The sequence below is a fragment of the Streptomyces sp. NPDC050548 genome (assembly GCF_044457385.1).
In the GTDB taxonomy this organism is placed as follows: Bacteria; Actinomycetota; Actinomycetes; order Streptomycetales; family Streptomycetaceae; genus Streptomyces.
The window spans coordinates 987908-1014474 of the sequence record NZ_JBITGV010000001.1 but is presented as its reverse complement, the minus strand read 5'-3'; the positions used below and the strand labels follow the sequence as shown (position 1 = coordinate 1014474).

Here is a 26567-nt window from a genome sequence, read left to right as displayed (position 1 = left end):
TCGCGACGCTAGCACGCACCCCGCCGACGGGCTCCCGTGCGGGTGGCCGACCGGCGGGGTGCGGTGACGTACGGCGCCTCGTGGGTCAGCCGAGACGCTTCAGCTTCGCGGTCAGGGCCGGTTCCGCGAGATCCTTCTGCAGGGCGACCGGCACCTTGACCGCGCCGCCCGAACCGTCGCCCACGGTGAGGGTGCCCACCTTGGTGCCGGCCTTCGCGGTGTGCGGTACGGCGTCGGAGGCGAAGGACAGCTTCACCTTCAGGCCGGCCCAGCCGACCGCGGCGACGTCCTTGGTGACGACGACCGGCGTGTGACCGCCCAGCTGGTCGTCCACGTACCCGACGACGTCACCCTTCTTCAGGATCTTCGCCGACTTCATCGCGTCCTGCGCCGCGAGCATCGCCGTCTTGCTGACCGCGTTGACCGTGTCGATGATCGGCGCGGTGTGCTGGCCGAGGATCGCGCCGACGACGACGGCCGTCTCGCCGCCGACCTCCTTGGTGGCGGCGAACAGCAGGTTGCCGCCGGCCGCGGTGGTGGTGCCGGTCTTGATGCCGAGCGAGTTGTTGTACGGCACCAGGCGGTTGTAGTTGGTCCACTTCTTGCCGGACGGGTCGACCCAGCTCGGCAGCTTGGTGATGTCCATCAGCGCCTGGATCCCGACCAGTTGATTGCCCAGCTTCACCTGGTCCTCGGCGGTGGAGACGGTGGTCTCCTTCAGCCCGGACGCGTCGGTGTACGTCGTGTTCGTCATCCCGAGCGACTTCGCGGTGTCGTTCATCTTCTTGATGAACGCCGCCTCGGAGCCAGCGTCCCAACGGGCCAGCAGTCGCGCGATGTTGTTCGCCGACGGGATCATGATGGCCGACAGCGCCTGCTTCTCGGTGAGGACGTCGCCCGCCTTGACGGTGTTGAGCGTGGATTCGCCGTCCTTGTCGTAACCGCCCTCCTTCTCGGCGGTCGCGTCCACGGTGATCTTCTCGCCCTCCGCACCCGCCTTCAGCGGATGGTCCTTGAGGACGATGTACGCAGTCATCGCCTTGGCCACGGACCCGATCGCGACCGGCGTCTGCTTGCCGAAGCTGCCCATCGTGCCGATGCCGTTGACGTCCATCCAGCCCTGGCCCTCGCTCGGCCACGGGAGGTTCGCCTTGCTGCCGTCGAAGGTGTACGAGTCCTCGGCGGTGAGCGTGAGGGACGGCGTCGGCAGCGGTCGCAGAGCCTGCACTACTGCAAACACGATCGCCAGCAGGACGACCAGCGGGGTCCAGATCTTGACCCTGCGGATCGCGGTGCGGACCGGGGTCTCCGGCGGCGGCGGGGTGTTGGTCAACTCGGCGAGGAGATCCAGCGGGGGCTTCGGGGGAAGCGGCTGCTGGGTCGTGCGCTCGGGGCCGACCTGGGCGGTGTCCCTGCGGGGTGTGCGGGGCGTGCGGGGTTCGTCGAGGGGCTTCAGCGCGACGAACTTGCTGGTGCGCTCGGCGGGGGCCTCGGGGGCCTTCGGGGCGGGCGGTGCCTTGAGGGTGGTCGTCGGCTGGTCCACCGCGGGCTTGGGCGGCCGTACGGCCTTGAAGACGGCGGTGGGCTGATCGACCGCCTCGGCTACGCCGTCGCCCGGCTCCGTTTTCCCACCCGCACCACCCGTGCGGGTTGCGTTGTCGGCTGCGGGTGGAGCCTGTGGGGCGGGGGCGCCGTCGGCGGCTTCCGGTTCGGGGTCGGGATCGGGTTCGGGGGTGGGGTCGGAGCCGGAGCCGGGGCCGGGCGTTTCGGAGGCCGGGGCGGCGTCTTCCGGCTCGTCTGCCGCGTCTTCGGGTGAGTCGGGTGAGTCGGGTGAGTCGGGTGAGTCGGGTGAGTCGGGTGAGTCGGGCGCGGTGTCTGACGGTTCGGCTGCGGAGGCGCTGGGCGCCGCGTCTTCCGGCTCGTTTTCGGAGGCGCGGGGTGCGGTGTCTTCGGGTTCGGGTGTGGAGGGGCGGGGTGCCGCGTCTTCCGGTTCGGCCGCGGACGCGCTGGGTGCCGCGTCTTCCGGTTCGTCTTCGGGGGCCCCGGGTGCGGTGTCCTCCGGTTCGGCTGCGGACGCGCCCGGCGCGGTGTCCTCCGGCTCGTCCTCGGACGTCCCGGGCACGGCGTCCTGTGGTTCCGCGTCCGCGTCCCCGGCGGCCTCCGACGTCTCGGCCGCGTCGCGAACCGCGTCCTCGCGGGCGCCGGTGTCCTCCGGGCGGGCGTCCGTGATCTCGTCGGCCACGGACTCGGCCTCGGCCTCGCCGGCTTCCGCGGTCTCGGGAACCGCGTCCTGTGGGCCGTCCTCGGTCTCGGCGTCGGCCGCCTCGGCCGCCACGGCGCTCACGGAGCCCTCCTCGGTCTCCGTAGCGGCCTCAGCGGCCTCGGGGCTGCCCTTGGCAGTGCGGGTCGCCACGACCACGGTCTCCGCGCTCTCGGCGGACTGCGCCGCGCCCTCGGCCGTAGAAGCCTCGCCCGCGTCGTCGGCACTCGCGGGTTCCTCCGCGGCCGAACCGTCCGGCTCGTCGGCTCCCGACACCCAAGCCGCCACAGCCGCCCGCAGCCGGGCATCGCCCGCGGGGCCGCCCTTGGCGGAAGGGTTCTGCGGATCGACGGCTCCGGCGGCTTCGGCAGCTTCAGCGTCCTCACCACCCGCCGAGACCTCGGCGGCCTCGGAGCCTTCGCCGTCCTCGGCGGACTCGACGCCCTTGGGACTCTCGCCACTCACGGCGGACTCGGAACCGTCGGCGGACTCGCCACCCCCGGCCGACTCGGAACCGTCGGAGCCACCGGCTCCGCCCGCGTCGGCCGCCCCACGGGACCCGCCGGCCTTACCCGACCCACCAGCCCCACCGGCCGCACCCGACGACCCGCCGGCATCACCAGCCCCGTCGGTGCCGCCCCCCTCCCCGTCCTCCGCCGTCTCCGGCCGCAGTTCACGGATCGAGAAGATCTTCGTCGCGGTGTCCACACCCCCGCGCTGCGACGACGTCGACGTGGCCTCGCGGGCCACCGCCAGGCGCGGGTCGCGTTCGGACCTCGCCTCGGGAACCGGACTCGCGCTCCCCGGCGTCGGTTCTGCCGACGACTCGCGCTGCTTCGACCTGTCGGGGGACTCGCCCGCCACCGATGCCTCCTCCATGAGCCGCACGCCCACCGTGCGTCAACCGAACCGACCGAGATAGCCGAGACAGCTACAAAAACAGCTGAAAACAGCCGGTAAATCTCCTACCCGCAGCCCGGACAACGCATCAAACACCGTTGTCCGAACGATGTACCAGTGTCCTGTGTGCGGGCTTAACCCCTGCGGTAGACGAGAACGACATACCTACCGGTTCCACTACGAAGCGGTCACGCACCCTCGACAGACAGATGTGAGAGGGGTCACCCTGTCATTCATCCACGCGGGGAGGCATGGATGGGCAGGAGCCGCAGAACACTTCCGGAAGAGCTTCTGCTGCTGGCATTGGACCCGGCCACGGGTACCACTGCGCAGCCGCAGTCGCTCGACCTCGGCCTGGCCGGAGCACAGCTAGTGGAGCTGGCGCTGGCCGGACGGATAGCCCCAGACGGGGATCGTATCGCCGTGGTAGTCCCACGGCCGACTGGAGATCCAACTTTGGACTGCGCGTTGGAGTTGCTGCGAAGGCGTGGCGCTCCCGTGCGTGCAGTGAACTGGATTGGCGGGCCCCGACTGGGACTTCGCCAGACCTACCTCTCGCATCTGGAGCGGTGCGGCATGGTGCATGCCGTGGCGGGACAGATGTGCGGGGTGTTGCCCACGACTCGCTATCAGGCGACGGACAACGAGATCAGCCGTGAGATCAGGGCGCGACTCGATTCCGCGATCCGCACCGGCGTACCGCCGGACCCGCGGACCGCCGCGCTCGCCGCACTGGCGCACGCGGTGGGTCTGGGCAAGCACCTGTATCCGGGTAATGAGGGACGTTCGTCCCGCTCCCGGCTGCGGGACCTGATCAGGCACGACCCCATGGGCGGACTCGTGGCGCACGCCGTGATGGACGTCCAGAACGGTGTGGCCGCACAGCCACGCCGCAGCCCGGCCCCGGCCGGCCGTCAGGCCGCGCCCGGATCAAGGCCACCGGAACCGGCTCGTGGTGTTCCGATGCAGCCGCACCGCGGCACCATGGCGCGCGCCGTGGCTCACTGAGCCGCAGTTCCACGGCACACGCCCGCATCAGTCACGACAGGACCGCACGACCGCAGTACACGCACCACTCAGTACCGCAATACCGCAGTACCGCCGCACCGCCAGTCCCCAAGACCCGGTTCGGGAGCCGCTGGTCCGAGCGGGGTGGAGTAGACGTAACGTCACTCCACCCCGCTCGGCCGCATCTACGGACACCGTGGCCGACCGGAACCTGGCTCGTACCTGCCGCATATCCACCGTTTCCCAGCGGTAGAAACCACCTTGGTGGCAGTCTGCTCAACAGCAGATACGCAAAGTGGCAAGCAGTGAGCAGCAAGTAGCGGCAAGTAGCGGCAAGTAGCAGTAAGCAGTGGCAAGCAGAGGCATGCAGCCGGAGGTGCACGTTCCCGTGGCGTCAAGTGTCAATCCCACCGTCAGGCGACGCCGGTTGGGCCAGGAGTTGCGTCGGCTCCGCGAGCTCAAGGGCATGACGGCCGAAGAGGTCGCCGAGCGGCTGCTGGTGTCGCAGTCGAAGATCAGCCGGCTGGAGAACGGCCGGCGCAGCATCAGCCAGCGCGACGTCCGCGATCTGTGCGGGGTCTACGAGGTCGAGGACGTCCGGATCGTCGACTCGCTGATGCAGATGGCCAAGGACTCGCGCCAGCAGGGCTGGTGGCACTCCTTCGGCGACATCCCGTACAGCGTCTACATCGGCCTGGAGACGGACGCGGCCTCGCTGCGGGCCTACGAACCCCAGATCATCCCGGGCCTGTTGCAGACCCGGCCCTACGCCGAGGCGCTCATCCGGGGCGCGTTGCCCGAGACCTCGCCGAGCGACATCCAGAAGCGCGTCGAGGTGCGGCTGCGCCGGCAGGAACGTGTCTCCGCCGCGGAATCCCCGCTGCGCCTGTGGACGGTGCTGGACGAGGCGGCGCTGCGCCGGGTCGTCGGGGGCCGTCAGGTGATGCGCGAGCAGCTGGAGAACCTCGCCGAGATGTCCCAACTCCCGCACGTCACCGTGCAGGTGCTGCCGTACGAGGTGGGCGCGCACCCCGGCCTCAACGGGCAGTACGCGATCCTGGAGTTCCCCGACGCGGCGGACTCCAGCGTCGTGTACATCGAGGGCGTCACCAGCGACCTGTACCTGGAGAAGGCGGCCGACGTGCAGAAGTACAGCGTCATGTACGAGCACCTGCGCGCCCAGGCCCTGAACGTGGATCAGTCGCATCAGTTCATCGCGGACATCGCGAAGGAGTACGCCCGCTGAGTGGCCTGTCCGGCGGAAGGGGCCGCACTGTACACCTTCCGCCAGCCAGGATGGAAGCACCAGGGGAATATGCCACCCGGTCGAGTGAATGGCCGCTTCGCCTACCGATGTTGGCGAGTAGCGTCGATCACGCCATCGAGCAACAGGCGTTGGCGCAAACCGTGTTGTACGTCCGGAGTGTTCGTGGCCGGACGGGACGCGCGGGGACAGCGACTCATCAACTGGCGTAACCGGAGCAAAAATGGCAATTCAGCAAGGCGCCAACGACAACTGGATCAAGTCCTCGTACTCGGCCGGAAACGGCGCGTGTGTCGAGGTCAAGTCCCCAGCTCTCGCGGCGTTGGCCGTACGGGACTCCAAGACCCTCGACGGCCCCACACTTGCGTTCCCCGTCGACGCGTGGAACGCCTTCGTGGCCGAGGTCGGCAGGGGGACTGTCGGCCTCGCGTGACGAATGATCACTCCAATTTCATAGGTACACCGAAAGAGCCCTCTCGACTGGCCCGCCGTCCCGGCCGAGGGGGCTCGGCCACGCCCACGCGGCGCCGCCCATCACACCCAGGGCGCCGCCCACCGGGCCGACAAGGCGACGGCCGCCGGGCTCGCGCCACGCCCAACGGCCGCCAGTTCTACGGCTACTGAGCCCGCGCCGCACCCAACGGGCCCGCGCCGCACCTGTCGGGCCTGGGCCGCGACTGTCGGCCCTGTGCCGCGCTGGTGGGCCCATTCTCACGGCTGCCGGGCCGTTTCTGCGGCTGCCGGAGCCATGCCCCTCCCACGGCGATCGAGCCCGACCCGCGGCTACAGGGACCGGGCCCGATCTACGGCTACTGAGCCCCGGCCGCGGTCAACAGGCGCCGGTTCCACGGCTACCGAGCCCCGTGCCACGGTCAACGGCCGCCGGTTTCACGGCTACCGAGCCCCGTGCCACGGTCAACGGCCGCCGGTTTCACGGCTACCGAGCCCCGTGCCACGGTCAACGGCCCCCGGTTTCACGGCTACCGAGCCCCCGCCACAGCCAACGGCCCCCGGCCCTACCGCTGTTGATCCCCCGTCACGCCCACTGAACCAGGATCCCGCTCCACCGGAAACGCCACATCGCACACCGCGTCCCCCGGCCCCGCGGCCGCCCAGTCCGCGAAGTACACCTCTCGGCACGGACCGGCGTACCGCAGCCCCTCCGCGGTCACCCACTGCTCCACCGCCTCGAACGCGGCGAGGATCTGCGGATGTGCCACCTGCGCCTTGGTGATGCGGGTGTACGCCAGCCGCCGGGCCGGTTCGACGCGGACCGCGGTCTGCCGGGTCCGGCCCTGCCGCGCGACCCACGCCCGCGCCGCCGCCTCGTCCGCGACCGGCACGCAGGACTCGGCCGGCCCGTCGCTCTCCGTCGACACCTCGGAGTGGTAGGCGACGAACGGCGCACCGCTCACGCCCCCGCACTCCTCGGCCGCCGCCTCCAGGCGCCCGAGCGAGGCCCCGATCCAGGCCGGCAACTCGTCCGCGAGGATGTGCCGGGTCTCGGTGATCAGCACCTGTTCCGGTACCTCGACCGTCTCGACCATGAACTTTCCGTACATCTCGGAGCTCCTCCCCGAAAGGCGTGCACGGAGGTACTCGGCGAGCGCGCGCTGCCCGGCGATCCGGGTCTCGACGTCAGTCCAGTACGCGGCGAGGAGTCCGGCCGCGTCCACCCCGTCCGCCTCGACCAGCGCGGCGATCCGGGCCAGCGGCATGTCCAACTGCCGTAGCAGCGCCACGAGTCGGGCCCGCTCGACCTGGCCGGCGCGGTAGTAGCGGTAGCCGCTGACCGCGTCGACGCGTGCCGGTGACAGCAGCCCGAGGCGGTCGTACAGCCGCAGCGCTTTGGCCGAAAGCCGCGCCCGGGCCGCGAACGCCCCGATGGTCAGCAGTTCGTCGTCCACCTCAACCATCCTCCGTCACCGGGCGGAATCCGTCCGCCCGGCGACAAGGACGCTCGGCCTTGCCCCAGGGGCAAGGTCAACACCTTCCTAGGCGAGGGAACCCTCCACCGCCGCCACGACCTCCGCCGACTCCGGCTCGGTCTGCGGGGAGAAGCGGGCGACGACCGTGCCGTCGCGGCCGATGAGGAACTTCTCGAAGTTCCAGCGGATGTCGCCGGTGTGGCCCTCCGCGTCCGCGAAGCCGACGAGGCGGTCGTACAGCTCGTGCCGGCCGTCGCCGTTCACCTCGACCTTCTCGGTCAGCGGGAAGGTCACGCCGTAGGTGGCGGAGCAGAACTCGGCGATCTCCTCGGCGCTGCCGGGCTCCTGCCCGAGGAACTGGTTGCAGGGCACGCCCAGCACGGTGAAGCCCTGTGCCGCGTACCGCTCCTGGAGCCGCTCAAGGCCCGTGTACTGGGGGGTCAGCCCGCACTTGGAGGCCACGTTCACCACGAGGACGGCCTGGCCGGCGTACTGCGAGAGGTCCGCCGAGCCGCCCTTGAGCGACCCGATCTCGACGGCGAGGGGACCCGTGTTCTCTGTAGTCGTCATAACCGGATGCTAACTCCGGTAAATGTCGTTCTCGCGGGCGGCCCATGCGCCTCCGGACTCAGGCACCGGCGGCAGCCTCCACCACGACCTCCCCGGCCGCCGTCCGCGAATACAGCACCGAGCGCCCCGCCCGCCGCCGCTCCACCAGCCCCGCGTCCCGCAGCACCTTCAGATGCCGGCCCACCGAGCCGAGCCCCTGCCCGGTCACGGCGGTCAGCTGGCTGGTGCTCATCGGCGAGCCGAGCAGCACCAGCACTTCCGCCCGCGAGGCGCCCAGCAGCGTCCCCAGACTCTCGGGCACCGCCCGCCCGCCGGGGTCGGCGAGGACGCCCGAGCACGGGTAGATCATCGCGTACCGGTCCGGTTCCTCCCAGGACACCCACCCGGCCCCGGGCGTGACCGGCATGAAGAGCAGCTCCGCGCCGGAGATCTCGCGCGGTGGATACTCGTGCAGATTGACCTGGAGCCGGTTCTCGCCGAGCCACCGGGTCCGGCCCGGCCGCAGCGCGTCCAGCACGGCCGCCCAGCCGCCCTGGCTCACCTGTGCGGTCCGCGCGACCACATCGGCCTCCAGGACGCGCCGCCGCCGCTCCCAGGACGGCCGTACGGTCTCCTCCCACACGTACTCCAGGAGCCGGGCCGCCCGCTCGGGCAGGTCGTCGCGCTCCAGGGCGGCGGGGAGCGGTCCGGCGAGGGAGACCATGAGGTTCGCGCGCGCGGCGGCCGGCGGGGCCGTACGCACGCGTGCGACGGTCTCCTCGAACGACTCCCGGTCCGTTTGGGTCGGGCAGACGAAGTCGGCGATCCAGGACCGCCCGAGCGCCGCCCGCACCAGCGCCCCGGTGACCGGATCGGCCGCCAACTGCCGCCGGTAGCCCGGGAGATGGTCCCGCAGCCACTCCTGCTCACCGGGGTGCGCGCCCACCCCGGCGTGCAGCAGTTTCAGCGAGGCGAAGGTCTCGGCGAACGACGACAGCACGAACCGGCTCCGGGCGAGGGTGTCGGCGTTGAGCTGCCACCACCCCATCCGCACCCCCGCTGTTTCGCGTCCGCGCGAAAGAATACGACCCGCGCCCGCACCCCCGCAGACTCCGCGCATGCGCAGCTACCGCGAGCTCTTCCGCACCCCCGAATACACCCCGTTCTTCCTCTCCTTCGCCACCCAGAACGCGGCCCTGACCATCAGCGGTCTCTCCCTCGCCACCCTCGTCTACCGGGCCACGGACTCGCCCCTGCTGTCGGCGGTCAGCATGTTCGGGCCGCAGCTCGCCCAGATGATCGGGGCGACCTTCTTCCTCTCCGGCGCCGACCGGCTGCCCCCGCGGGCCACACTGACCGGCATCAACACCGCCTTCGCCGGCTGTACGGCACTCCTGGCGCTGCCCGGTCTACCGATCGGCGCGGTCTTCGCCGTCGTGTTCCTGCAGGGCCTGATCGCCTCGCTGGGCGGGGGAGTGAGCGGGGGCCTGCTGAACGAGATTCTGCCCAAGAAGGGCTTCGTACTGGGGCGTTCGGTGTTCAACATGGCCTCCGGTCTGATGCAGGTCACCGGCTTCGCGACGGGCGGCGCCCTGCTGGCGCTCCTGTCCCCGCGCGCCTGCCTGCTCCTGTCGGCGGGCCTGTACGTCACCACGGCCCTGCTGCTGCGCCTGGGCCTGAGCGCCCGCCCGCCACGCACCGCGGGCCGCCCGTCGGTCGCCGCCACCTGGCGCACGAACGCCCTCCTGTGGTCCGCACGCCCCCGCCGCCTGGCCTTCCTCGGCATGTGGGTCCCCAACGGCCTGATCGTCGGCTGCGAATCCCTCTACGTCCCCTACGACTCCGGGTCCGCGGGCACGCTGTTCGCGAGCGCGGCGCTGGGCATGTTCGTCGGCGACCTGACCCTGGGCCGCTTCGTACCGCCCGCCCTGCGCCGCCGCCTGGACATCCCGCTGCGTCTCCTGCTGGCCGCGCCGTACCTGTTCTTCGCGCTGCGGCCGGGCCTGCCGTGGGCGGCGATCGCCGTGTGCGTCGGCTCCGTCGGCTACGGCGCGAGCCTCGTCCTCCAGGAACGCCTGATGGAGCTGACGCCCGACGAACTCGCGGGCCACGCCCTCGGGTTGCGCTCCGCCGGCATGCTCACCATGCAGGGCGTCGGCGCGGCCCTCGCCGGCACGGCGGCCCAACTGACCTCTCCGGCAACGGCGATGACCCTGATGGCGACCGCATCGGCAGCGGTGACAGGGGTGTTGGCGGTAGGCGCCCGGCAGGACCGACTGCTGACGGTCTCCGCCGGTGCGTCCTGATCGACACCGCCCGGGTGATCCGTACGATCCCGCACGATCCGTACTTTTCCGTGACCACAGGCATCCTTGACAGCGTCCGTACTGTTTCGCGACGTTTGAGACCTGCCGAACTCTTCGTGTCTCGTCGTACCGTGGAACGAGTAGGCAAGGGCGCGGACGACGCGTCGTGGGGGAAATGTGGGGGGACGGTCGCCCATGCGATCCATGCGATCCAATGGCAAGGCGGACATCACGATCCACAGACCGGAGGAGTTGAGCACCTCGCTCCGCCAGGCCTGGCACAAGGCGATGGACGAGTCGCCGGACTACGCGAACCCTTTCCTGGCACCGGAGTTCGCGGACGGCGTCGGCCGTCACCGCGGCAGTGCGCAGGTGGCGGTTCTGCACGAGGGCGGGGAGCCGGTCGGCTTCTTCCCGTACGAGCGCAACCCGGTCGGCGTCGGCCGGGCCATCGGCCTCGGCCTCTCCGACTGCCAGGCCCTGGTGCACCGGCCCGGTGTCACCTGGGACGTCCAGCAACTCCTGCGCGCCTGCGGCCTGTCGGTCTTCGAGTTCGACCATCTGGTCGAGGAACAGCAGCCGTTCGGCCGCCATGTCACCGGCACCTTCGCCTCCCCGGTGATCGACCTCAAGGACGGCGACGGCGAGGTCCCCTACGCCGAGTGGCTGCGCGGCGCGTACCCGGGCATCGCCAAGACGACGCTGAAGAAGGAACGCCGGCTCGGCCGCGACCTCGGCGAGATGCGCTTCGTCTACGACGACCGGAACCCCGAGGTCCTGCACACGCTGATGCGGTGGAAGTCCGCCCAGTACCGCAGAACCGGCCGCATGGACCGCTTCGCCCGCCCGTGGATCGTAGACCTCGTGGACCATCTCTTCCGGGTCCGAGAGGAACACTTCACCGGGATCCTGTCCGTCCTCTACGCCGGTGACCGCCCGGTCGCGGCCCACTTCGGACCGACGTCCCGCACGCTGTTCGCGGCCTGGTTCACGGCGTACGACCCCGAACTCCGTTACTACTCCCCGGGGTTGATCATGCACCTCAGGATGGCCGAGGAGGCGGGCCGGCACGGCGTGCGCCTCATGGACCTGGGGCGCGGCGACAAGGAGTGGAAGGACTGGCTCAAGACCCGTGAACTGCGCGTGGGGGAAGGTTTCGCCACCCGCCCCCACCCGGTCGCGACGGCCCACCGCCTGTGGCGCCGCCCGGTCCGCGGCCTGCGCAACACGGTCCTGGCCCACCAGTCCCTGCGCGACCCGGCCGACCGCCTCCTCAAGACGGTGGGCGCGCTGCGCACGTCGGGCCGGGCGGCGCTCAGGAAGTGACGACGCGGCGCCACCGACTCCGACTCCGGAAGGGGCCCTGGACCATCGACGTCCAGGGCCCTTTTTTCGTGCTCCTCGTCAGCCCCGTCACCCGCACGACAGGCGGCCGTGGTAGACAACGCCGATGATGGTCGGGGCTGTTGACGGGTACCCGGCCCGCGGGCGACCGCGCGACAACAGGAAGGGGCAACCCGTGCTTCTGAAGACCTTCCGCTGGTCGTTCGCGGTCACCGCGATCGGCCTGGCCCTCGGAGTCTGGTACGGCGGCTGGACGGCGTTCGGCGTCATCGCGATCCTGGCCGTCCTGGAGATCTCGCTGTCCTTCGACAACGCGGTGGTCAACGCCGGGATCCTGAAGAAGATGTCCGCCTTCTGGCAGAAGATCTTCCTCACGGTGGGCGTCCTGATCGCGGTGTTCGGCATGCGCCTGGCGTTCCCGGTGGTCATCGTCGCCGTCACCGCGAAGAAGAACCCGATCGACGCGGTGAACCTCGCCCTGACCGACAAGGACCGCTACGAACAACTGGTCACCGACGCCCACCCGGCGATCGCGGCCTTCGGCGGCATGTTCCTCCTGATGATCTTCCTCGACTTCATCTTCGAGGACCGCGACATCAAGTGGCTGGGCTGGCTGGAACGCCCCCTCGCCAGGCTCGGCAAGGTCGACATGCTCTCGGTCTGCCTAGCCCTGATCGTCCTCCTGATCACATCCTTCACCTTCGCGACCCACGCCCACCAGCACGGCGGCGCCCACGCGGACAAGGCCCAGACGGTCCTCGTCTCCGGCATCGCGGGCCTGATCACGTACATGATCGTCGGCGGCCTCTCCGGCTTCTTCGAGAACCGCCTGGAGGCGGAGGAGGAAGCCGAGGCGGAGGAACGCGAACGCGAGGGCGGACGCCCGGCGGTCGTACTGGCGGGCCAGGCCGCGTTCTTCATGTTCCTGTACCTCGAAGTCCTGGACGCCTCCTTCTCCTTCGACGGCGTGATCGGCGCCTTCGCCATCACCAACGACATCGTCCTGATGGCACTGGGCCTGGGCATCGGCGCGATGTACGTCCGCTCGCTGACGGTGTACCTGGTCCGCCAGGGCACCCTCGACGACTACGTCTACCTGGAGCACGGCGCCCACTACGCGATCGGCGCCCTCGCCGTGATCCTCATGGTCACCATCCAGTACCAGATCAACGAGGTCATCACCGGCCTGGTCGGCGTCCTCCTGATCGGCTGGTCCTTCTGGTCGTCGGTGCGACGGAACAACGCGCTCGCGGGGGCGGGGGAGGGAGACGGGGTGGCGGCCGAGGAGGCGGATGCGGCGAGGGTGCCGTAGCGCGGGAAAAAGGCGACGGCACTGTTCACGTACGGCCGAGTACTCGGCGGCAACGACCAGCCGGCCCACGCCGTCGAACCCCATGGATCAGATCTGGCCGAGGTCGATCTCCATCGGGAAGGGGGCTGCCACCTTGAGGGTCCCCATGAACACCTCTCCCTCCCGGTAGGTTTTCGTCGCGGGGTCGAGAACGTAGGTGTACACGAGGGGAACGCCTGTCGCGGCCTGCTCGATCCGCCAGTAGAAGCCGATGCCCGCCTTGGCGTACTGGTCGACCTTCACGATCCGGTCGGTGGTCTCCGAGCCCGGCGACACCACCTCCGCGACCAGCAGGACGTGCTCAGGGCGGGTTGGGGTGATGTCGATCGTGTCAGCGCGGTACACGACGACGTCCGGGCGGCGATTGGTGAGCGGGACGTCCTGAAGCCGGACGTCGAAGTCCGTGTCGGCGTTCCACTCCGGGCCCGAGGCGGCGTCCAGGGTGTTCGCCAGAATCCGGGCCAGCCGATTGTGCCGCTTGGACGCACTCGGGCTCACGACGACCATCCCGTCCACGATCTCGATCCCGGCGCACTGCTCCTCGGACCAGGACTCGTACTCCTCCGCCGTGATCTGCTCATGCATCCACGCCGGGGCCGTCATCTCGGCCGTCATGAAGCACCTCCCGGACGTTGTGCGACGGGCCCGATCCCGCTGCGTTCAGCGTACTGTCCGCCGTCCGTCCGGCACGCGTGTCCCGCGCGCACCCACTGACAGCCGCCCGATCAGCGAGCCCACGGCAAGAGTTGAGTCCCCGAGTCCTTCGGACAGACCACGAGAAAGCCCCGTACCTCCCTGACATGGGAGGTACGGGGCCCGAGCCCTGATCGAACCGGTGCCCCCGGCAGGATTCGAACCTGCGACACCCGCTTTAGGAGAGCGGTGCTCTATCCCCTGAGCTACGAAGGCGGGGTGGCCGCGTAACCGACGTACGGCCGCGCCACCGGCGTCAGTGTAGCGCGTGGCGCGTTGGCAGCCGGCGGGGTAATCGGTGGGGGTTCAGGGCGCCCGGTCGCCCGTCCTTGCTAAAATCCCCCCGGTTCATTCCTTCGGGTCGACACCACCTCCGGTCATCAACCGGACCGGGTGTCGACCCTTTTTGATGTCACCCCACCAGCACACCGCACCGACGGGCCACCGCGCCCGCCGGTCCTTCGGCATGGAGTTCTGCAGATGACAGACAGCGTCACCGACGCGGACACCACCCCGCCCCTCCCGCACGTCCCGCCCCTCCGGCGGAGCCCAGGCTTCCGGAACTTCTGGTTCTCCCGTGCCGTGTCCGGACTCGGGTCCGCCGTCACGACCGTCGCGCTGCCCGTCCTGGTGTTTCAGCAGAGCAGGTCGCCGTTGCTGGTGTCCCTGGTCGCGGCGGCCGGGACGCTGCCCTACCTCGCGTTCGGGCTGATCGCGGGCGCGGTCGCCGACCGGGTGGACCGGCGTGCCCTGATGATCGTGACCGACTGTCTCAGCGCCCTGTGCCTCGGTTCCGTGCCGGTCGCGCAGGTCCTGGGCGTGCTGACCGTGGGGCATGTCGTCGTGGTCGCGTTCCTCTGCTCCGGCCTCTCCCTCTTCTTCGACGCGGGTGGGTACGGGTTCGTCCCGGCCGTCGTCGGCAAGGACAGACTCGCCGACGCCAACAGCGCGCTCTACGGCGCCGAGACCGTCGTCCGCATCATCGGCAACGGCCTCGCGGGCGTCCTCATGGCCCTGGTCCACCCCGTGGGCACGCTCACGCTCGACGCCCTGAGCTTCGCCGGCTCCGCGCTGTTCCTCCGGGCCGTCGCCAACTCCCCTGCCCGCGCTGCCAGTTCTTCGGGTCCGCGACCCGGTTTCCGGCAGTCCGTCGGTGAGGGCCTGCGCTTTCTGGCCGGGCATCCGACGCTGCGGGTCATGACCGTGGTCGGCACCCTCCAGTCGTTCTCCGGCGGAGCCGTCGTCGGCCAGCTCGTCGTCTTCGCCGACCGCGTCCTCGGCATCCACGGCACCGACGGCCGTATCGGCCTCCTCTACATGGCGTGGAGCGCCGGCGGCATCGGCGGCTCCCTGCTGCTGCCCCGGCTCCGGCGCCGCTACGACGCCTTTCCGCTGCTGCTCCTCGTGCTGCCGGTCGGCGCGCTGCTCGGACTCGTGGTCGTGCTCAGCACCGACTGGCGGATCGCGCTGATCGCGCTGGCGGCCTGGGGAACCGCCTATCTGGTCGTGCTGGTGAACACGATGACCTACTCCCAGGAGGTGACCCCGGCCGCACTCCAGGGCCGGGTCAACACCACCCGCCGCATGCTCTCCTCCGGCCTGGGCGTCCCGCTCGGCGCCCTGGTCGCGAGCGGCGTCACGGTGTCCGCAGGCATCCGGGCTGGCATGGCCACCGCGGTCGCCTCGATCACCCTGGCCGCGATCGTGGTGTGGGTGGTGCGGCTGCGCGGTCTGCTGGAATCCGCGGACGAGGTGTAGCCGTCACGCGAGTTCTGCCCCTCACGCTCCCCCGGTCACGACCTCGCCACCCGAGTGAACCGCCCCGCCACCCGCAGATCCGCCTCGATCCGTCCCGCCGTCTCCAGCAGCTCGGGCAGGACGGCCACGACGTACTCCTCGGCGGGCCGGCGTGCCACATGGGTCGCCGTGTTCAGCGCGGCGACCACCCGGCCGGTGCGGTCGCGGACCGGGACGGCGAGTGAGCGCAGGCCCACCTCCAACTCCTCGTCCACCAGGGCGTATCCCAGGGTCCGTACCCGTTCCAGGGCGGCCGAGAGCGCCCCCGGGTCGGTCAGCGTGTGGGGGGTGAGGGGACGTGGGGCCGTCAGGGCATCCCGTACGGTCGCCGGCGGGGCGTCGGACAGCAGGACGCGGCCCAGTGCCGTCGCGTACGCCGGGAAACGGGTGCCGACCGCGATGTTCACGCTCATCACGCTGCTGGTGGCGACCCGGGCCGTGTACTGGATGTCGCCGCCCACGAGGATCGCCAGGGACGCCGACTCGTGGATGCGGGCGGCGAGGGCGGTCAGGTGCGGGGTCGCGAGGGACGGCAGGGTGGTGCGGGAGAGCGGGGGGAAGCCCAGCGACAGCACCCGGGGTGTCAGGCTGAAGCGGCGGTCGCCGGACGCGGCGACCAGGCCGAGGTGTTCGTAGGTGATGAGCGCCCGGCGGGCGGTGGCCCGGGCCAGGCCCGTCGTCTGGGCGACCTCCGTGAGGGTCAGTTCGGCGCGACCCTCACCGAAGGCCGTCAGGACCGTCAGTCCGCGGGCCAGGGACTCGACGAACTCCCGGCCCAGTTCCTGCTTGGACGCGCCCGTCCAGGTCGCCAGGCCCGAGGGCGCCGCCACCGCGTCCGGTCGGGGTGCGGTGCGCAGGTCCTCCTCCATCGCCTCCACCGCCGCCCGCAACCGCGGCAGCAGCGTGTTCCGCAGCTCCGCCGCCGTATGCCGGCTGGTGTGGCTCACCACGCTCGCCACGCACGCGATCGTGCCGGTGCGGAGGTCCCGGACCGGTACGGACACCGCCACCAGGCCCGGTTCGATCAGCTGGTCGTCCAGTGCCCAGCCGTTCTCGCGGGCCATGGCCACCGAGCGTTCGAAGTCGGGTCCGGGGGACGACGGCGAACGCGGGGGTACGGCCGGGAAGCCCCGGTCCTCCGGGTCCGCCGCCCGGCGCTCGCGCCAGCGCGCCCAGTCGCGGTCGGTCCACTCGGTCGCGAACAGCGGTCCCGGCGCGGTGCGTTCGGCGGGCAGCAGGTCGCCGATGCGGAAGCTCAGGGACATCGCGCGGCGGCGGGTCGCCTGGTGGATGAAGCGGATGCCGTCCCGGTCGGCGACCGCCAACGACACGGACTCGTCCAGCTCGTCGGCGAGGGCGTCCGCGCGGGCGTCCAGGAGAGACGGCAGTCGCAGGGCGGCCAGGTAGGCGTTGCCCAGTTCCATGATCCGAGGGGTGAGAACCGTGTCCCGGCCGTCGAGACGGACGTATCCCATGCGAGCGAGCGTCGCCGTGATCCGGTCGACCGTGGAGCGGGCAAGGCCCGTGGCCCGTTCCAGCGCACTGAGGCTCAACGTGCCGCCCGCGTCGGTGAGTTGACGCACCACGGCGACCCCGCGGATCAACGGGGCGACCGCCTCGACGGGCACGGCTCCGGCACGGTCGTCCAACGTGGTCTCAGCGGGCATCGGCTCTCCGGTACGGCGATCTCGGCAGCCCTACGGTAAGCCCGCGCCCGATGCGGTCACGGCCGAGCCTGCGACACCCGCTTTAGGAGAGCGGTGCTCAATCCCCTGAGCCCCGTCACCTCTACCGCGTCCGCGTCACCGTCACCCGATAGTTCCCCGCCGCATCGGCCCCCGTCACCGCGACCCGAACCCCCCTGCGAGGATCGTTGAACGATTCTCCCGCAGTGAACGGCGCGTCCGACAGCTCGGCGTGGACATTGGGGCTTCGGGTGCAGCCGCCGCTGTCCCGGTGCGCGTCGTACACCTTCACCGGGCCCATCCCCGTGTCCACGTCCGCCTCCACCTTGTAGATGAGGACACCGGGGCGGCACACCGCCTCGTCGTTGCCCTCGTGGGTGCGCAGCTCCAGGGCGTAGCCCGTCCGGCGGGAGAGCGGGACGAAGACCAGGCGGGTGCCGTCGCCGCCCGGGCGTTCCAGCGGGGTCAGGGTGTACTCCGAAGTGCCGCTGGTCATCGCGCAGTTGACCTGGGACGGGTCGAGCCAGCCGAGTTTCCACTTGTGCCAGCCCAGGAGGTCGTTGTCGGCGCCCCAGTCCTCGCTCATGATGTCCCAGTGGCCGACCGCGCCCCCGCCCTCCTGGGTGTAGAGGTCGGGCAGGCCGAAGACATGGCCGTTCTCGTGGGGCAGCACGCGGTAGCCGGTGCGGGAGTAGGAGCCGGAACCGTCGTCCTGGCGGGAGTACACGAAGGAGGCGTTGGAGACCGGGACGCCGTCCGCGACAGGGGCCTCCGTGTTGCCGGCGAACGTCACCGACAGGACGGTGTCGAGGGCGGAGGGGCCCGCGTTCGGGGTGACCAGGACGTTCAGGAGGTCGTACGACCGGAAGTCCACGGTCGGGTCGGCCGCGGCCACGATGTCCTGGACGAGCTGGCGGTACCCGGGGTCGAAGGGCGCGCCGCGCTCTATGCCGTAGGACCTGAAGGGCTTGGGCATGCGGAGCCAGTGGGTGACCGGGGTCTCGGGGCGGTAGTCGAGGCGGCCGTAGGAGCTGGTGCGGAACCAGTCCTGGGTCTGCGGGAAGAACTCGTGGTAGCGGTCCATGGCGGTGCCCTGGCCGGGGGCGTCGGAGAAGTCGACCATCAGGGTCAGGGCGTGGACCGTGCCGGTGGAGCGGGAGTAGCCGCCCGGGGTGGGGATGCCCTCGGACATCTCGGTGTCGAGGGGGCCGTTGATCATGCAGGCGCCGAGTGCGGAGGTGCGGGCGAGCGCGATCGGGCCCGCCGCCGTCGTGGCGCCCGGGGTGAGGTGCCCGGTACCGGCCGAGGTGCTGACCGCGAGGGTCAGGACGGTCACGGACGCGAGGGTGGCCACGCGGCGCGGGCGTATCCGACGGCTGGGCTGCATGCAGGGAGACCCTTCGCGCCACGGCAGCCGCCGGTCTCCGGCTGCACCCTTTCGATCACCCTGTGTCGTGCGGTGCGAGGGCGCGCGCTGGAGGAGACCGACCGTGTGGTTGTGGTGGGACGAGGGCGAAGAAGAGACCAATTGAGGTGTGACTCAGGTCACATTGATTGTCCCGCTGAGTGGGAAATAACCGGGGACCGTTTCCCCGTTTAGCCATGTGTCCGAGCGAAACGGGGAGTCCTTCCCCGGATCGCCACCCGTAAGTCAAGGAGCCGACCGTGACGACCGCGATGACCCCCGTACAGCGAAAGGTGACCCGGCCGCGCGCCGACGCTTTGCGCAACCGGGAGCGGATCGTCACCGCCGCCCGCGAGATGTTCGTCGAGTTCGGCCCCGATGTGCCGCTCGACGAGATCGCCCGCCGGGCCGGCGTCGGCAACGCCACGCTCTACCGCAACTTCCCCGACCGTGACGCCCTTGTTCGCGAGGTCGTCGTCTCGGTCATGGACCGTACGTCGGAGGCCGCCGAGCAGGCGCTCACCGAGACCGGCGACGCCTTCGCCGCTCTGGAGCGCTTCGTGCACGTGTCCGCCGACGAACGGATCAGCGCGCTGTGCCCGATGATCTCCAGCACGTTCGACCAGTTCCACCCGGATCTGGAAGCCGCGCGGGAGCGGGTCGAGCAGCTCATCGGCGAGGTCATGGACCGCGCCAGGCGGTCCGGGCAGCTCCGTACGGACGTGGGTGTCGGCGATGTGATGGTCGCCGTGGCCCAGCTCAGCAGGCCCCCGGCCGGCACCGGTTGCCTCAGCGCCGACCGCTTCGTACACCGACACCTGCAGCTGTTCCTGGACGGACTGCGGGCCCCGGCCCGCTCGGTCCTGCCCGGTACCGCCGCGACCATGGAGGATCTCCGGCAGCCCTGACCGATTAGTTCAGAGCGTCACGCCCGTCTCAACAACAAGCACCGGCTCTCGTCGTCGTGGCGACCTCGGAGTGTCACCCGTCGACGAGCCGTCCCCGAACACGTCCTTCAACGTCCTTCTTCCGTATTTTTCCGTCACGAAGTCCCGAAGTGGGTACCACCATGTCTGAAACAGCTCGAAGCGCCTCCGGCGCTCTCGACAAGGCCTCCGAGGCCGCCGAGCACGAAGCCCATGCCAACCGCTGGAAAGCGCTCGCGTTCATCGCGCTCGCCCAGCTGATGGTCGTGCTCGACGCGACCATCGTGAACATCGCCCTCCCGTCCGCCCAGACCGACCTGGGCATCTCCGACGGCAACCGGCAGTGGGTCGTCACGGCCTACGCCCTCGCCTTCGGCGGTCTCCTCCTCTTCGGCGGCCGTATAGCCGACCTGTGGGGCCGCAAGCGCGCCTTCGTCGTCGGTCTGACCGGCTTCGCCGCCGCGTCCGCCCTCGGCGGTCTCGCCACCTCCGGCGCCATGATGTTCGGCGCCCGCGCGCTCCAGGGCGCGTTCGGCGCACTGCTCGCGCCCGCCGCGCTCTCCCTGCTCGCCGTGATGTTCACGGACGCCAAGGAACGCGCCAAGGCCTTCGGCATCTACGGCGCGATCGCCGGTGGCGGCGGCGCCGTCGGCTTCATCCTCGGCGGTGTGCTGACCGAGTACCTGGACTGGCGCTGGACGTTCTTCGTGAACATCCCGTTCGCGATCATCGCCGCGCTCGGCGCGTACTTCGTCATCCGCGAGCCGGAGGGCGGCCGCAACCGCAACCCGCTCGACATCCCGGGTGTCCTGCTCTCCACCCTCGGCCTGGTCTCGCTCGTCTACGGCTTCACCCGCGCCGAGACCGACGGCTGGGGCGACTCCTCGACCATCGCGCTCTTCATCGCGTCGGCCGTCCTGCTGGCCTCGTTCGTGATCGTCGAGGCGAAGGTCAAGGCCCCGCTGCTGCCCCTGCGCGTGATCACCGACCGCAACCGCGGCGGTATCTACCTCTCGCTCGGCATCGCCATCATCGCGATGTTCGGCACGTTCCTCTTCCTCACCTACTACCTGCAGGTCGTGAAGGGCTTCTCGCCGATCAAGACCGGCTTCGCCTTCATGCCGATGATCGTCGGCATGATGGTCGGCTCGACCCAGATCGGCACCCGCCTGATGACCCGCCTGCCGGCCCGCCTGCTCATGGGCCCCGGCTTCCTGGTCGCCGCGGTCGGCATGCTGCTGATGACGCAGCTGGAGATCGGCTCGTCCTACGCCTCGATCATCCTGCCCGCGATGCTGCTGCTCGGCCTCGGCATGGGTACGGCGTTCATGCCGGCCATGTCGCTGGCCACCCTGGGCGTCGAGCCCCGGGACGCGGGTGTCGCCTCCGCGATGGTCAACACCTCGCAGCAGGTGGGCGGCGCCATCGGTACGGCCCTGCTGAACACGATCGCCGCCTCCGCGACGACCGCGTACATCAAGGACCACATCGCCGGTGCCGGTACGTCCAAGACCCAGCAGCAGCTGGTCGCGCTCCAGGGCCAGGTGCACGGCTACACCAACGCCATCTGGTTCGCCGTCGGCATGCTGGTGACGGCCGCGATCATCGTCTCGGTCCTCGTCAACGCGGGCAAGCAGGGTTCCGACCCGGTCGCCTCCGGTGACGGAGTCGAGGACGAGTTCAAGGTCCCGGTCGTCGCCCACTGACGACGCCCGACCCGGTCGTACCCCCTTCGCACCATCCGTAGCTACGGGGAAGGGGACGCCTCGTAGCTACGGCTCCCAGGAACTGCCCTGGTTCTGCACTGAGTTGAGCGGCTCAGCGGAGCCAGGGCAGATCCGCGCCCGCTTCGTTCGGCTGAAGTCCCTCGGCGACGATCTCCATGATCTCGCCGAGGGACTTCTGCTGTTCCGGGCTCAGCCGCTCGAACAACGCCTGCCGTACGGCGGTCACATGACCCGGCGCGGTCCGGCTGAGCACCTCGTGGCCCGCGTCGGTCAGCACGGTGAACTGGCCGCGCTTGTCGGAGGGGCAGTCCTCGCGGCGCACCCACCCGTTCTTCTCCAGCCGCGCGATCGCGTGCGAGAGCCGGGAGCGGGTGATCTTCGCGTTCATGGCCAGCTCGGTCATCCGCAGCCGGCGGCCCGGCGCCTCGGCGAGCTGCACGAGAAGGCCGTAGTAGATGTGCGGCATGCCCGCGTCCCGCTGGAGCTGGCGGTCCAGATGGTCCTCCAGGAGGGTGCTGGCGTGCATGTAGAAGCGCCAGACACGCTGCTCCTCGGCGGTGAGCCAGCGGGGTTCTGCGGGTGCGGGTGCCGTGTTCATGCTCTCCACTGTACGAGAGCACTCCTTGAAGGTTAAACAAACGAGGCGTAAGCTCCGGTACAGGGAATTTGAGAGTTCAAGCATGGGGAGTGACCGTCATGTCCACCGCCGCACCGGAGCGCATGCCCGCCCTCTATCTCAGCCACGGCGCGCCGCCCCTCGCGGACGACCCCATCTGGCCCGGCGAACTCGCCGCCTGGTCCGCCGAACTCCCCCGCCCCAAGGCGATCCTCATGGTCTCCGCCCACTGGGAGGAGGCCCCCCTCGCCCTCGGCGCCACCGACCCGGTCCCCCTGGTCCACGACTTCTGGGGCTTCCCCGAGCACTACTACCAGGTCCGCTACGACGCCCCCGGCGCACCCGAACTCGCCGAGTCCGTACGGAAGTTGCTGCGCGCCCCCGGCATCCCCGTGCAGGACGTCCCCGACCGCGGCCTCGACCACGGGGCGTACGTCCCGCTCGTCGAGATGTTCCCGGCCGCCGACATCCCCGTCCTCCAGGTGTCCATGCCGACCCTCGACCCGGTGAAGCTGATGGAGATCGGCCGCAAGCTGGCGCCCCTGCGCGACGAGGGCGTCCTGATCGTCGGCTCCGGCTTCTTCACCCACAACCTGGCGGCGCTACGCCACACCGGCGGCGGAGTGCCCACCTGGTCCTCCGAGTTCGACGACTGGGGCAGGCGCGCACTGGAGAACCGGGACTGGGACGGCCTGCTCGACTTCCTGCACAAGGCGCCGGCCGGACGCTACGCCCACCCGCGCACCGAGCACTTCGCCCCGCTGTTCGTCACCATGGGCGCGGCGGAGGCGGCCGGCGAGCTGGACACCCCGGAGGCGCTGAACCCCTCCGTGATCGACGGGTTCTGGATGGGGATGGCGAAGCGGTCGGTGCAGTTCGGCTGAGCCCGCGCCGAAAACGCTCTCCCCTTCGGGGAGGGCTACAACTCCTTCTCGTACCAGGCGACATCCCAGTAGCGGCCGAACTTGCGGCCCACCTCCCGGTAGGTGCCCACCGGCCGGAAACCGAAGCGTTCATGCAGCCGCGTGGACGCTTCGTTGGGCTGTGCGATGCCCGCGTACGCCCGGTGGACGTCCTCGGTCGCCAGGTCCGCGAAGAGGGCCTTGTAGAGCAGTGTTCCGATGCCGCGCCCGCCGGCGTCGGGGGCGAGGTAGATCGTGACCTCGACCGAGGTGGAGTACGCGGGCTTCGCCCGGTAAGGGCTGGATGTGGCGTAGCCGAGCATTCGCTGTGAGTTTCCTTGGAAGATCCCCTCGACGGCAACCTTCAGCCGGTATGGGCCGTCTTCAGGGTGGGAGAGCAGCCAAGGACGGCGCTCCTCCGGCGTGAAGGCGGCGGTGTCGAAGGTGATCGGGGTCTCGCGTACGTAGTGGTTGTAGATGTCGGTGAGGGCATCGAGGTCGTCCTCGACTCCCGGCCTGACCTGCACCTCTGTACGTTCCGACGGCATCATGCCTCCCTTGTGGCCGGACAGGGTACTGCAAGATCAGAAAAATAGGGGAGTGGGTCGGGAATTCTGTCCGGATTCCAGTCGTTGTTTCCATCAGATGCAGGGCACACGAGAAGAGTCACGAAGAAGACAGTGCCCCAGCATCCGACGAACACCTGCTGACCCACCATCGCAAGGGAGCACGCATGGCAACCCGTGCCGTCGCCCGTCGTAAGTCCGCCTCCGGCGAGACCTCCGGCGTGGCACGCAGTGTTCGCGCCCATGGCGGCGAGATCGCCGACCGCGACCTGGTCGGCATGTATCTCGACGAAATCGCGCGCACACCGCTGCTCGACGCCGCCAAGGAAGTCGAGCTTTCACAGACCATCGAAGCGGGCGTGTTCGCGCGCCAGGTCCTCGACGGCGAGGAGGAGTCCCAGGCGGACGCCACCCGCGAAGAGCTGGAGGCCCTGGTCGCCGAAGGGGAGCGTGCCAAGGACGTCTTCATCCGGTCCAACCTCCGTCTGGTCGTGGCCGTGGCCCGCCGTTACCCCCGTAGCGGCCTGCCCCTGCTCGACCTGATCCAGGAGGGCAACGCGGGCCTGGTCCGCGCGGTGGAGAAGTTCGACTACCGCAAGGGCTTCAAGTTCTCGACGTACGCGACCTGGTGGATCCGTCAGGCCATCACCCGCTCGATCGCCGACCAGTCCCGGACCATCCGGCTCCCCGTCCACCTCGTGGAGGAGCTGGGCCGGATCCGGCGCGTGCAGCGCGAGTTCAACCGCAAGAACGGGCGGGAGCCCGAACACGCGGAGATCGCCGCCGAGTTGGACACGACTCCGGAGCGCGTGACGAACGTCCTGGACTGGGCGCGCGACCCGGTCTCGCTGAACATGTCGGTGGACGACGACGGCGACACCCAGTTCGGTGACCTCCTGGAGGACACCTCCGCGGTCTCGCCCGAGCAGTCCGTGATGACCCTGCTGCGCAGCGAGGAACTGGACGACCTGATCGGCCGCCTCGACCAGCGCACGGCCTCCATCATCAAGATGCGGTACGGCATGGAGGACGGCCGGGAGCGCACGCTCACCGAGGTCGGCAAGGAGCACGGCCTCACCCGCGAGCGCATCCGGCAGATCGAGAAGCACGCCCTGCTGGAACTGAAGAAGCTGGCCAGCCAGACCGGTTTCGACGCGGCGGCGTGAGCGTCGGACCCTCCGGCGGGGGCGCCGGAGGGTCCGACGGCTCGACAGTCCCGGCAGCCCTGGCGGGCCCGGGGGCGCGTACGACTCCGGGTGCGTGCCCGGCCGCGTACGCCGGGTGGCGGGAGACCGCGCAAACATGGCTGTGCGACGCCGCTTCAATCCGCGGGGCCCGGGGAACAAGACTTCAGGGCCCATGAGTTGGAGACACGGGCGTTGCCCCGCGGCCCACTGAGCCAAGTCCCGACGCAAATCCCCCCCGGCGCCGGGACTCTCCCGAGCCGGGCTTCGGCGCCTGTCCCCCCAGGCGTCGAGGTCCGGCTCTTTTTCGCCCATGCGGGGGCGGGCAAGGCGCGGACATGGTGGGATGGCGGGGCACCCCGAACCTGAACCCCGGGGTGGCCCGCCGGATGGCAGATTGTGCCACAGCGGCATAGCCTGCCGGTGTGAGCAGCCCCACCCCAGCCCCGGATTCCCGTCCCCCCTCTCCCTCCGCACCGCTCTCGCTGACCGAGCGGCGCAAGGCCGAGACCCGGATGGAGATCGCCCGGGCGGCGGCCGGACTCTTCGCCAGACACGGGCTCCGGGCCACCCGCGCCGAGGACATCGCCCAGCGTGCCGGTATCGCCCCGCGCACCTTCTACCGCTACTTCGCCACCAAGGAAGAGGCGGTCGCCCCGCTCTACGCGGCCGGCGCCCAGCGCTGGGCGGACGCGGTGCGCGCGGCCCCGCCCGCACTGTCGGTGCCGGAGGCCCTGGAACACGGTGTGCGCCACACGCTCACCCCCGGGGTGGGCGTCTCCACGCACTCGTGGACCTGGGCGCGCACCCTGATCGGCATGGCCGAGTCCAGCCCCGGTCTGCGCAAGGTGTGGGCGGAGGTCTGCCAGGCGTCGGAACGGACCCTGGGCGAGGTCCTGTTGGAACGTGTCACCCACGGCGACCCCACCCTCGCCGCCGACGCCCCCGACGTGACCTCCCCGGAGCTGCGCTTCGCCGCCGCCGTCGCGAGCGCCGCCGTACGGACCGCGGTCGAGGGCTGGGCCACCGGAAAGGAACACCCGGGCACGCTCGCCGGCCCGGCCGAGTCGGCGCTGCGGAACCTGGGGGCGCTGCGGGACTTTCCCTGGGGGGAGATCGGGGCGGCACGGGGGGTGGGGTGAGATTGCTCTACTCTCCCCCTGCCGCCCTGCTCAGCCGTTGCCCCAACTCCCGTACACAGCGCACCAGTTCCGCCGGTTCCTGGACCGTGAACTCGAACTCCAGCAGGGCCAGCCGGGCGGCCAGCCAGCGCACCTCGTCGCCGGTCGTGGCGCGCAGCCGGCAACTGTGCGCGTCGAGCGGCTCGGGCGTGCCCATCCAGCCCGGGACGCGCGCGGCGACTACGTCGGCGGGCGCGGCGAACGTCACGGTGTACTCGTAGGACTCCTGCTGCCGGTACATCGACCGCCGCAGATACTCCGCCGCGCTCCCCGTCGGCAGCTCGCGCGGCGCGAACCGCGCCCCCGTCGCGAACGGCTCGCTCACCCGGTCGACCCGGAACGTCCGCCAGTCCTCGCGGTCGAGGTCGTAGGCCACCAGGTACCAGCGCCGGCCGGTCGAGACGAGGCGGTACGGCTCCGTCACGCGGCGCGACTCGGTGCCGTCCTTCGCGCGGTAGGCGAACCGCAGCCGCTCGTGGCCGGCCACCGTCGAGGCCATCACGGTCAGTGTCTCGGGCGCGATGCTCGCCCCGTCGCCACTGGTCAGCGCGGTCGTGGCGGCCTGCAGGGTGGCGACCCGGTGCCGTAGCCGCGAGGGGAGGACCTGTTCCAGCTTGGCCAGCGCCCGTACGGACGCCTCGTCGACGCCCTCGACCGCGTGCCCGGCGCCCGCGCGCAGCCCGACCGCGATGGCCACCGCCTCCTCGTCGTCCAGGACGAGGGGCGGCATCGCCTTGCCCGCGACCAGCCGGTAGCCGCCGTCGGCGCCCAGGGTCGCCTGCACCGGGTAGCCCAGTTCGCGGAGCCGGTCGATGTCCCGCCGGACCGTGCGGCGGGAGACCCCGAGCCGGTCGGCCAGCTCGCCGCCGGGCCACTCGCGGGGTGTCTGGAGGAGGGAGAGGAGCTGGAGGAGCCGGGCCGGGGTGTCCGTCGTCATGGGTTCGAGGATGCCGTAGAACTAGGACACGATCTGGC

The 26567-nt window shown here is 70.5% G+C and carries 22 protein-coding genes and 1 tRNA gene; 12 read left to right on the top strand and 11 right to left on the bottom strand.

What is annotated here, in order from left to right; all coding sequences use genetic code 11:
* Positions 1–85: 85 nt before the first annotated feature.
* Entirely contained in the window at positions 86–3139 is a 3054-nt protein-coding gene (locus tag ACIBJH_RS04775; protein WP_399115370.1) for a D-alanyl-D-alanine carboxypeptidase, read from the bottom strand.
* A gap of 276 nt (positions 3140–3415) precedes the next feature.
* Here ACIBJH_RS04775 and ACIBJH_RS04770 point away from each other — a divergent pair, with 276 nt between their 5' ends.
* The 3 genes from ACIBJH_RS04770 (at position 3416) to ACIBJH_RS04760 (ending at position 5865) form a co-directional block, all read left to right on the top strand.
* Positions 3416–4168, top strand: coding sequence for a GPP34 family phosphoprotein (locus ACIBJH_RS04770; protein WP_026179532.1), 753 nt, complete (start codon positions 3416–3418; stop codon positions 4166–4168).
* 388 nt (positions 4169–4556) lie between these two features.
* Positions 4557–5414: a helix-turn-helix transcriptional regulator gene (locus ACIBJH_RS04765; RefSeq protein WP_262062656.1), complete on the top strand. Its 858-nt coding sequence runs from the start codon at positions 4557–4559 to the stop codon at positions 5412–5414.
* A 241-nt stretch (positions 5415–5655) separates the two neighbouring features.
* A complete protein-coding gene (locus tag ACIBJH_RS04760; RefSeq protein ID WP_262062655.1) occupies positions 5656–5865 on the top strand; it encodes a DUF397 domain-containing protein in 210 nt (69 codons plus the stop codon).
* Positions 5866–6448: 583 nt separating this feature from the next.
* On the opposite strand, the gene ACIBJH_RS04755 is transcribed toward ACIBJH_RS04760, so the two are convergent.
* From ACIBJH_RS04755 to ACIBJH_RS04745, 3 genes are all read right to left on the bottom strand, one after another.
* Positions 6449–7348, bottom strand: coding sequence for a MerR family transcriptional regulator (locus ACIBJH_RS04755; RefSeq protein ID WP_399115369.1), 900 nt, complete (start codon positions 7346–7348; stop codon positions 6449–6451).
* A gap of 78 nt (positions 7349–7426) precedes the next feature.
* Positions 7427–7930, bottom strand: a complete 504-nt coding sequence (locus tag ACIBJH_RS04750) for a glutathione peroxidase (RefSeq protein ID WP_359607098.1) — start codon at positions 7928–7930, stop codon at positions 7427–7429.
* Between the two features lie 58 nt (positions 7931–7988).
* Complete coding sequence (locus tag ACIBJH_RS04745; RefSeq protein WP_399115368.1) at positions 7989–8957, bottom strand: ArsR/SmtB family transcription factor; 969 nt, start codon at positions 8955–8957, stop codon at positions 7989–7991.
* A gap of 70 nt (positions 8958–9027) precedes the next feature.
* Here ACIBJH_RS04745 and ACIBJH_RS04740 point away from each other — a divergent pair, with 70 nt between their 5' ends.
* From ACIBJH_RS04740 to ACIBJH_RS04730, 3 genes are all read left to right on the top strand, one after another.
* Complete coding sequence (locus tag ACIBJH_RS04740) at positions 9028–10215, top strand: MFS transporter (RefSeq protein WP_399115367.1); 1188 nt, start codon at positions 9028–9030, stop codon at positions 10213–10215.
* Positions 10216–10410: 195 nt separating this feature from the next.
* Positions 10411–11541: a GNAT family N-acetyltransferase gene (locus tag ACIBJH_RS04735; RefSeq protein ID WP_399115366.1), complete on the top strand. Its 1131-nt coding sequence runs from the start codon at positions 10411–10413 to the stop codon at positions 11539–11541.
* A gap of 193 nt (positions 11542–11734) precedes the next feature.
* Entirely contained in the window at positions 11735–12871 is a 1137-nt protein-coding gene (locus ACIBJH_RS04730; protein WP_399115365.1) for a DUF475 domain-containing protein, read from the top strand.
* A gap of 87 nt (positions 12872–12958) precedes the next feature.
* Here the strand turns inward: ACIBJH_RS04730 and ACIBJH_RS04725 are convergent, their stop codons facing one another.
* Together ACIBJH_RS04725 and ACIBJH_RS04720 are read right to left on the bottom strand one after the other, a co-directional pair.
* Positions 12959–13525, bottom strand: a complete 567-nt coding sequence (locus tag ACIBJH_RS04725; protein ID WP_399115364.1) for a Uma2 family endonuclease — start codon at positions 13523–13525, stop codon at positions 12959–12961.
* 221 nt (positions 13526–13746) lie between these two features.
* Positions 13747–13819, bottom strand: a tRNA-Arg gene (locus ACIBJH_RS04720).
* Between the two features lie 264 nt (positions 13820–14083).
* On the opposite strand from ACIBJH_RS04720, the gene ACIBJH_RS04715 reads away from it, so the two are divergent.
* Positions 14084–15361 (top strand): MFS transporter, encoded by a 1278-nt coding sequence (locus ACIBJH_RS04715; protein WP_399115363.1) that lies wholly within the window; start codon positions 14084–14086, stop codon positions 15359–15361.
* A gap of 35 nt (positions 15362–15396) precedes the next feature.
* Here the strand turns inward: ACIBJH_RS04715 and ACIBJH_RS04710 are convergent, their stop codons facing one another.
* Together ACIBJH_RS04710 and ACIBJH_RS04705 are read right to left on the bottom strand one after the other, a co-directional pair.
* On the bottom strand, positions 15397–17067 hold the full coding sequence (locus ACIBJH_RS04710) for an IclR family transcriptional regulator C-terminal domain-containing protein (protein ID WP_399115362.1): 1671 nt from the start codon (positions 17065–17067) through the stop codon (positions 15397–15399).
* Positions 17068–17188: 121 nt separating this feature from the next.
* Positions 17189–18472: a M6 family metalloprotease domain-containing protein gene (locus ACIBJH_RS04705; protein ID WP_399115361.1), complete on the bottom strand. Its 1284-nt coding sequence runs from the start codon at positions 18470–18472 to the stop codon at positions 17189–17191.
* 290 nt (positions 18473–18762) lie between these two features.
* On the opposite strand from ACIBJH_RS04705, the gene ACIBJH_RS04700 reads away from it, so the two are divergent.
* Positions 18763–19398, top strand: a complete 636-nt coding sequence (locus ACIBJH_RS04700) for a TetR/AcrR family transcriptional regulator (protein ID WP_399115607.1) — start codon at positions 18763–18765, stop codon at positions 19396–19398.
* Positions 19399–19559: 161 nt separating this feature from the next.
* Entirely contained in the window at positions 19560–21122 is a 1563-nt protein-coding gene (locus tag ACIBJH_RS04695; protein ID WP_399115360.1) for an MFS transporter, read from the top strand.
* 112 nt (positions 21123–21234) lie between these two features.
* On the opposite strand, the gene ACIBJH_RS04690 is transcribed toward ACIBJH_RS04695, so the two are convergent.
* Positions 21235–21741, bottom strand: a complete 507-nt coding sequence (locus tag ACIBJH_RS04690) for a MarR family winged helix-turn-helix transcriptional regulator (RefSeq protein WP_399115359.1) — start codon at positions 21739–21741, stop codon at positions 21235–21237.
* A gap of 98 nt (positions 21742–21839) precedes the next feature.
* Between ACIBJH_RS04690 and ACIBJH_RS04685 the strand changes: the two genes are divergently transcribed.
* Entirely contained in the window at positions 21840–22643 is an 804-nt protein-coding gene (locus ACIBJH_RS04685) for a dioxygenase (RefSeq protein WP_399115358.1), read from the top strand.
* A 35-nt stretch (positions 22644–22678) separates the two neighbouring features.
* Here ACIBJH_RS04685 and ACIBJH_RS04680 read toward each other — a convergent pair whose 3' ends face one another.
* Positions 22679–23209 carry a GNAT family N-acetyltransferase gene (locus ACIBJH_RS04680; protein ID WP_399115606.1) on the bottom strand — a complete coding sequence of 177 codons (531 nt, stop codon included), beginning with the start codon at positions 23207–23209 and terminating at the stop codon, positions 22679–22681.
* Between the two features lie 185 nt (positions 23210–23394).
* On the opposite strand from ACIBJH_RS04680, the gene ACIBJH_RS04675 reads away from it, so the two are divergent.
* Together ACIBJH_RS04675 and ACIBJH_RS04670 are read left to right on the top strand one after the other, a co-directional pair.
* Entirely contained in the window at positions 23395–24393 is a 999-nt protein-coding gene (locus ACIBJH_RS04675) for a sigma-70 family RNA polymerase sigma factor (RefSeq protein WP_362971875.1), read from the top strand.
* A 443-nt stretch (positions 24394–24836) separates the two neighbouring features.
* Complete coding sequence (locus ACIBJH_RS04670; RefSeq protein ID WP_399115357.1) at positions 24837–25553, top strand: TetR/AcrR family transcriptional regulator; 717 nt, start codon at positions 24837–24839, stop codon at positions 25551–25553.
* 7 nt (positions 25554–25560) lie between these two features.
* Here the strand turns inward: ACIBJH_RS04670 and ACIBJH_RS04665 are convergent, their stop codons facing one another.
* Complete coding sequence (locus ACIBJH_RS04665) at positions 25561–26529, bottom strand: helix-turn-helix transcriptional regulator (protein WP_399115356.1); 969 nt, start codon at positions 26527–26529, stop codon at positions 25561–25563.
* Positions 26530–26567 lie beyond the last annotated feature (38 nt).

Coding starts and splice junctions, on each gene's coding strand:
- ACIBJH_RS04775 (WP_399115370.1), bottom strand. CDS start 3,139: ATGGAGGAGGCATCGGTGGCGGGCGAGTCCCCCGACAGGTCGAAGCAG.
- ACIBJH_RS04770 (WP_026179532.1), top strand. CDS start 3,416: ATGGGCAGGAGCCGCAGAACACTTCCGGAAGAGCTTCTGCTGCTGGCA.
- ACIBJH_RS04760 (WP_262062655.1), top strand. CDS start 5,656: ATGGCAATTCAGCAAGGCGCCAACGACAACTGGATCAAGTCCTCGTAC.
- ACIBJH_RS04755 (WP_399115369.1), bottom strand. CDS start 7,348: ATGGTTGAGGTGGACGACGAACTGCTGACCATCGGGGCGTTCGCGGCC.
- ACIBJH_RS04750 (WP_359607098.1), bottom strand. CDS start 7,930: ATGACGACTACAGAGAACACGGGTCCCCTCGCCGTCGAGATCGGGTCG.
- ACIBJH_RS04745 (WP_399115368.1), bottom strand. CDS start 8,957: ATGGGGTGGTGGCAGCTCAACGCCGACACCCTCGCCCGGAGCCGGTTC.
- ACIBJH_RS04740 (WP_399115367.1), top strand. CDS start 9,028: ATGCGCAGCTACCGCGAGCTCTTCCGCACCCCCGAATACACCCCGTTC.
- ACIBJH_RS04735 (WP_399115366.1), top strand. CDS start 10,411: ATGCGATCCATGCGATCCAATGGCAAGGCGGACATCACGATCCACAGA.
- ACIBJH_RS04725 (WP_399115364.1), bottom strand. CDS start 13,525: ATGACGGCCGAGATGACGGCCCCGGCGTGGATGCATGAGCAGATCACG.
- ACIBJH_RS04715 (WP_399115363.1), top strand. CDS start 14,084: ATGACAGACAGCGTCACCGACGCGGACACCACCCCGCCCCTCCCGCAC.
- ACIBJH_RS04710 (WP_399115362.1), bottom strand. CDS start 17,067: ATGCCCGCTGAGACCACGTTGGACGACCGTGCCGGAGCCGTGCCCGTC.
- ACIBJH_RS04705 (WP_399115361.1), bottom strand. CDS start 18,472: ATGCAGCCCAGCCGTCGGATACGCCCGCGCCGCGTGGCCACCCTCGCG.
- ACIBJH_RS04700 (WP_399115607.1), top strand. CDS start 18,763: ATGACCCCCGTACAGCGAAAGGTGACCCGGCCGCGCGCCGACGCTTTG.
- ACIBJH_RS04695 (WP_399115360.1), top strand. CDS start 19,560: ATGTCTGAAACAGCTCGAAGCGCCTCCGGCGCTCTCGACAAGGCCTCC.
- ACIBJH_RS04690 (WP_399115359.1), bottom strand. CDS start 21,741: ATGAACACGGCACCCGCACCCGCAGAACCCCGCTGGCTCACCGCCGAG.
- ACIBJH_RS04685 (WP_399115358.1), top strand. CDS start 21,840: ATGTCCACCGCCGCACCGGAGCGCATGCCCGCCCTCTATCTCAGCCAC.
- ACIBJH_RS04680 (WP_399115606.1), bottom strand. CDS start 23,209: ATGCCGTCGGAACGTACAGAGGTGCAGGTCAGGCCGGGAGTCGAGGAC.
- ACIBJH_RS04675 (WP_362971875.1), top strand. CDS start 23,395: ATGGCAACCCGTGCCGTCGCCCGTCGTAAGTCCGCCTCCGGCGAGACC.
- ACIBJH_RS04665 (WP_399115356.1), bottom strand. CDS start 26,529: ATGACGACGGACACCCCGGCCCGGCTCCTCCAGCTCCTCTCCCTCCTC.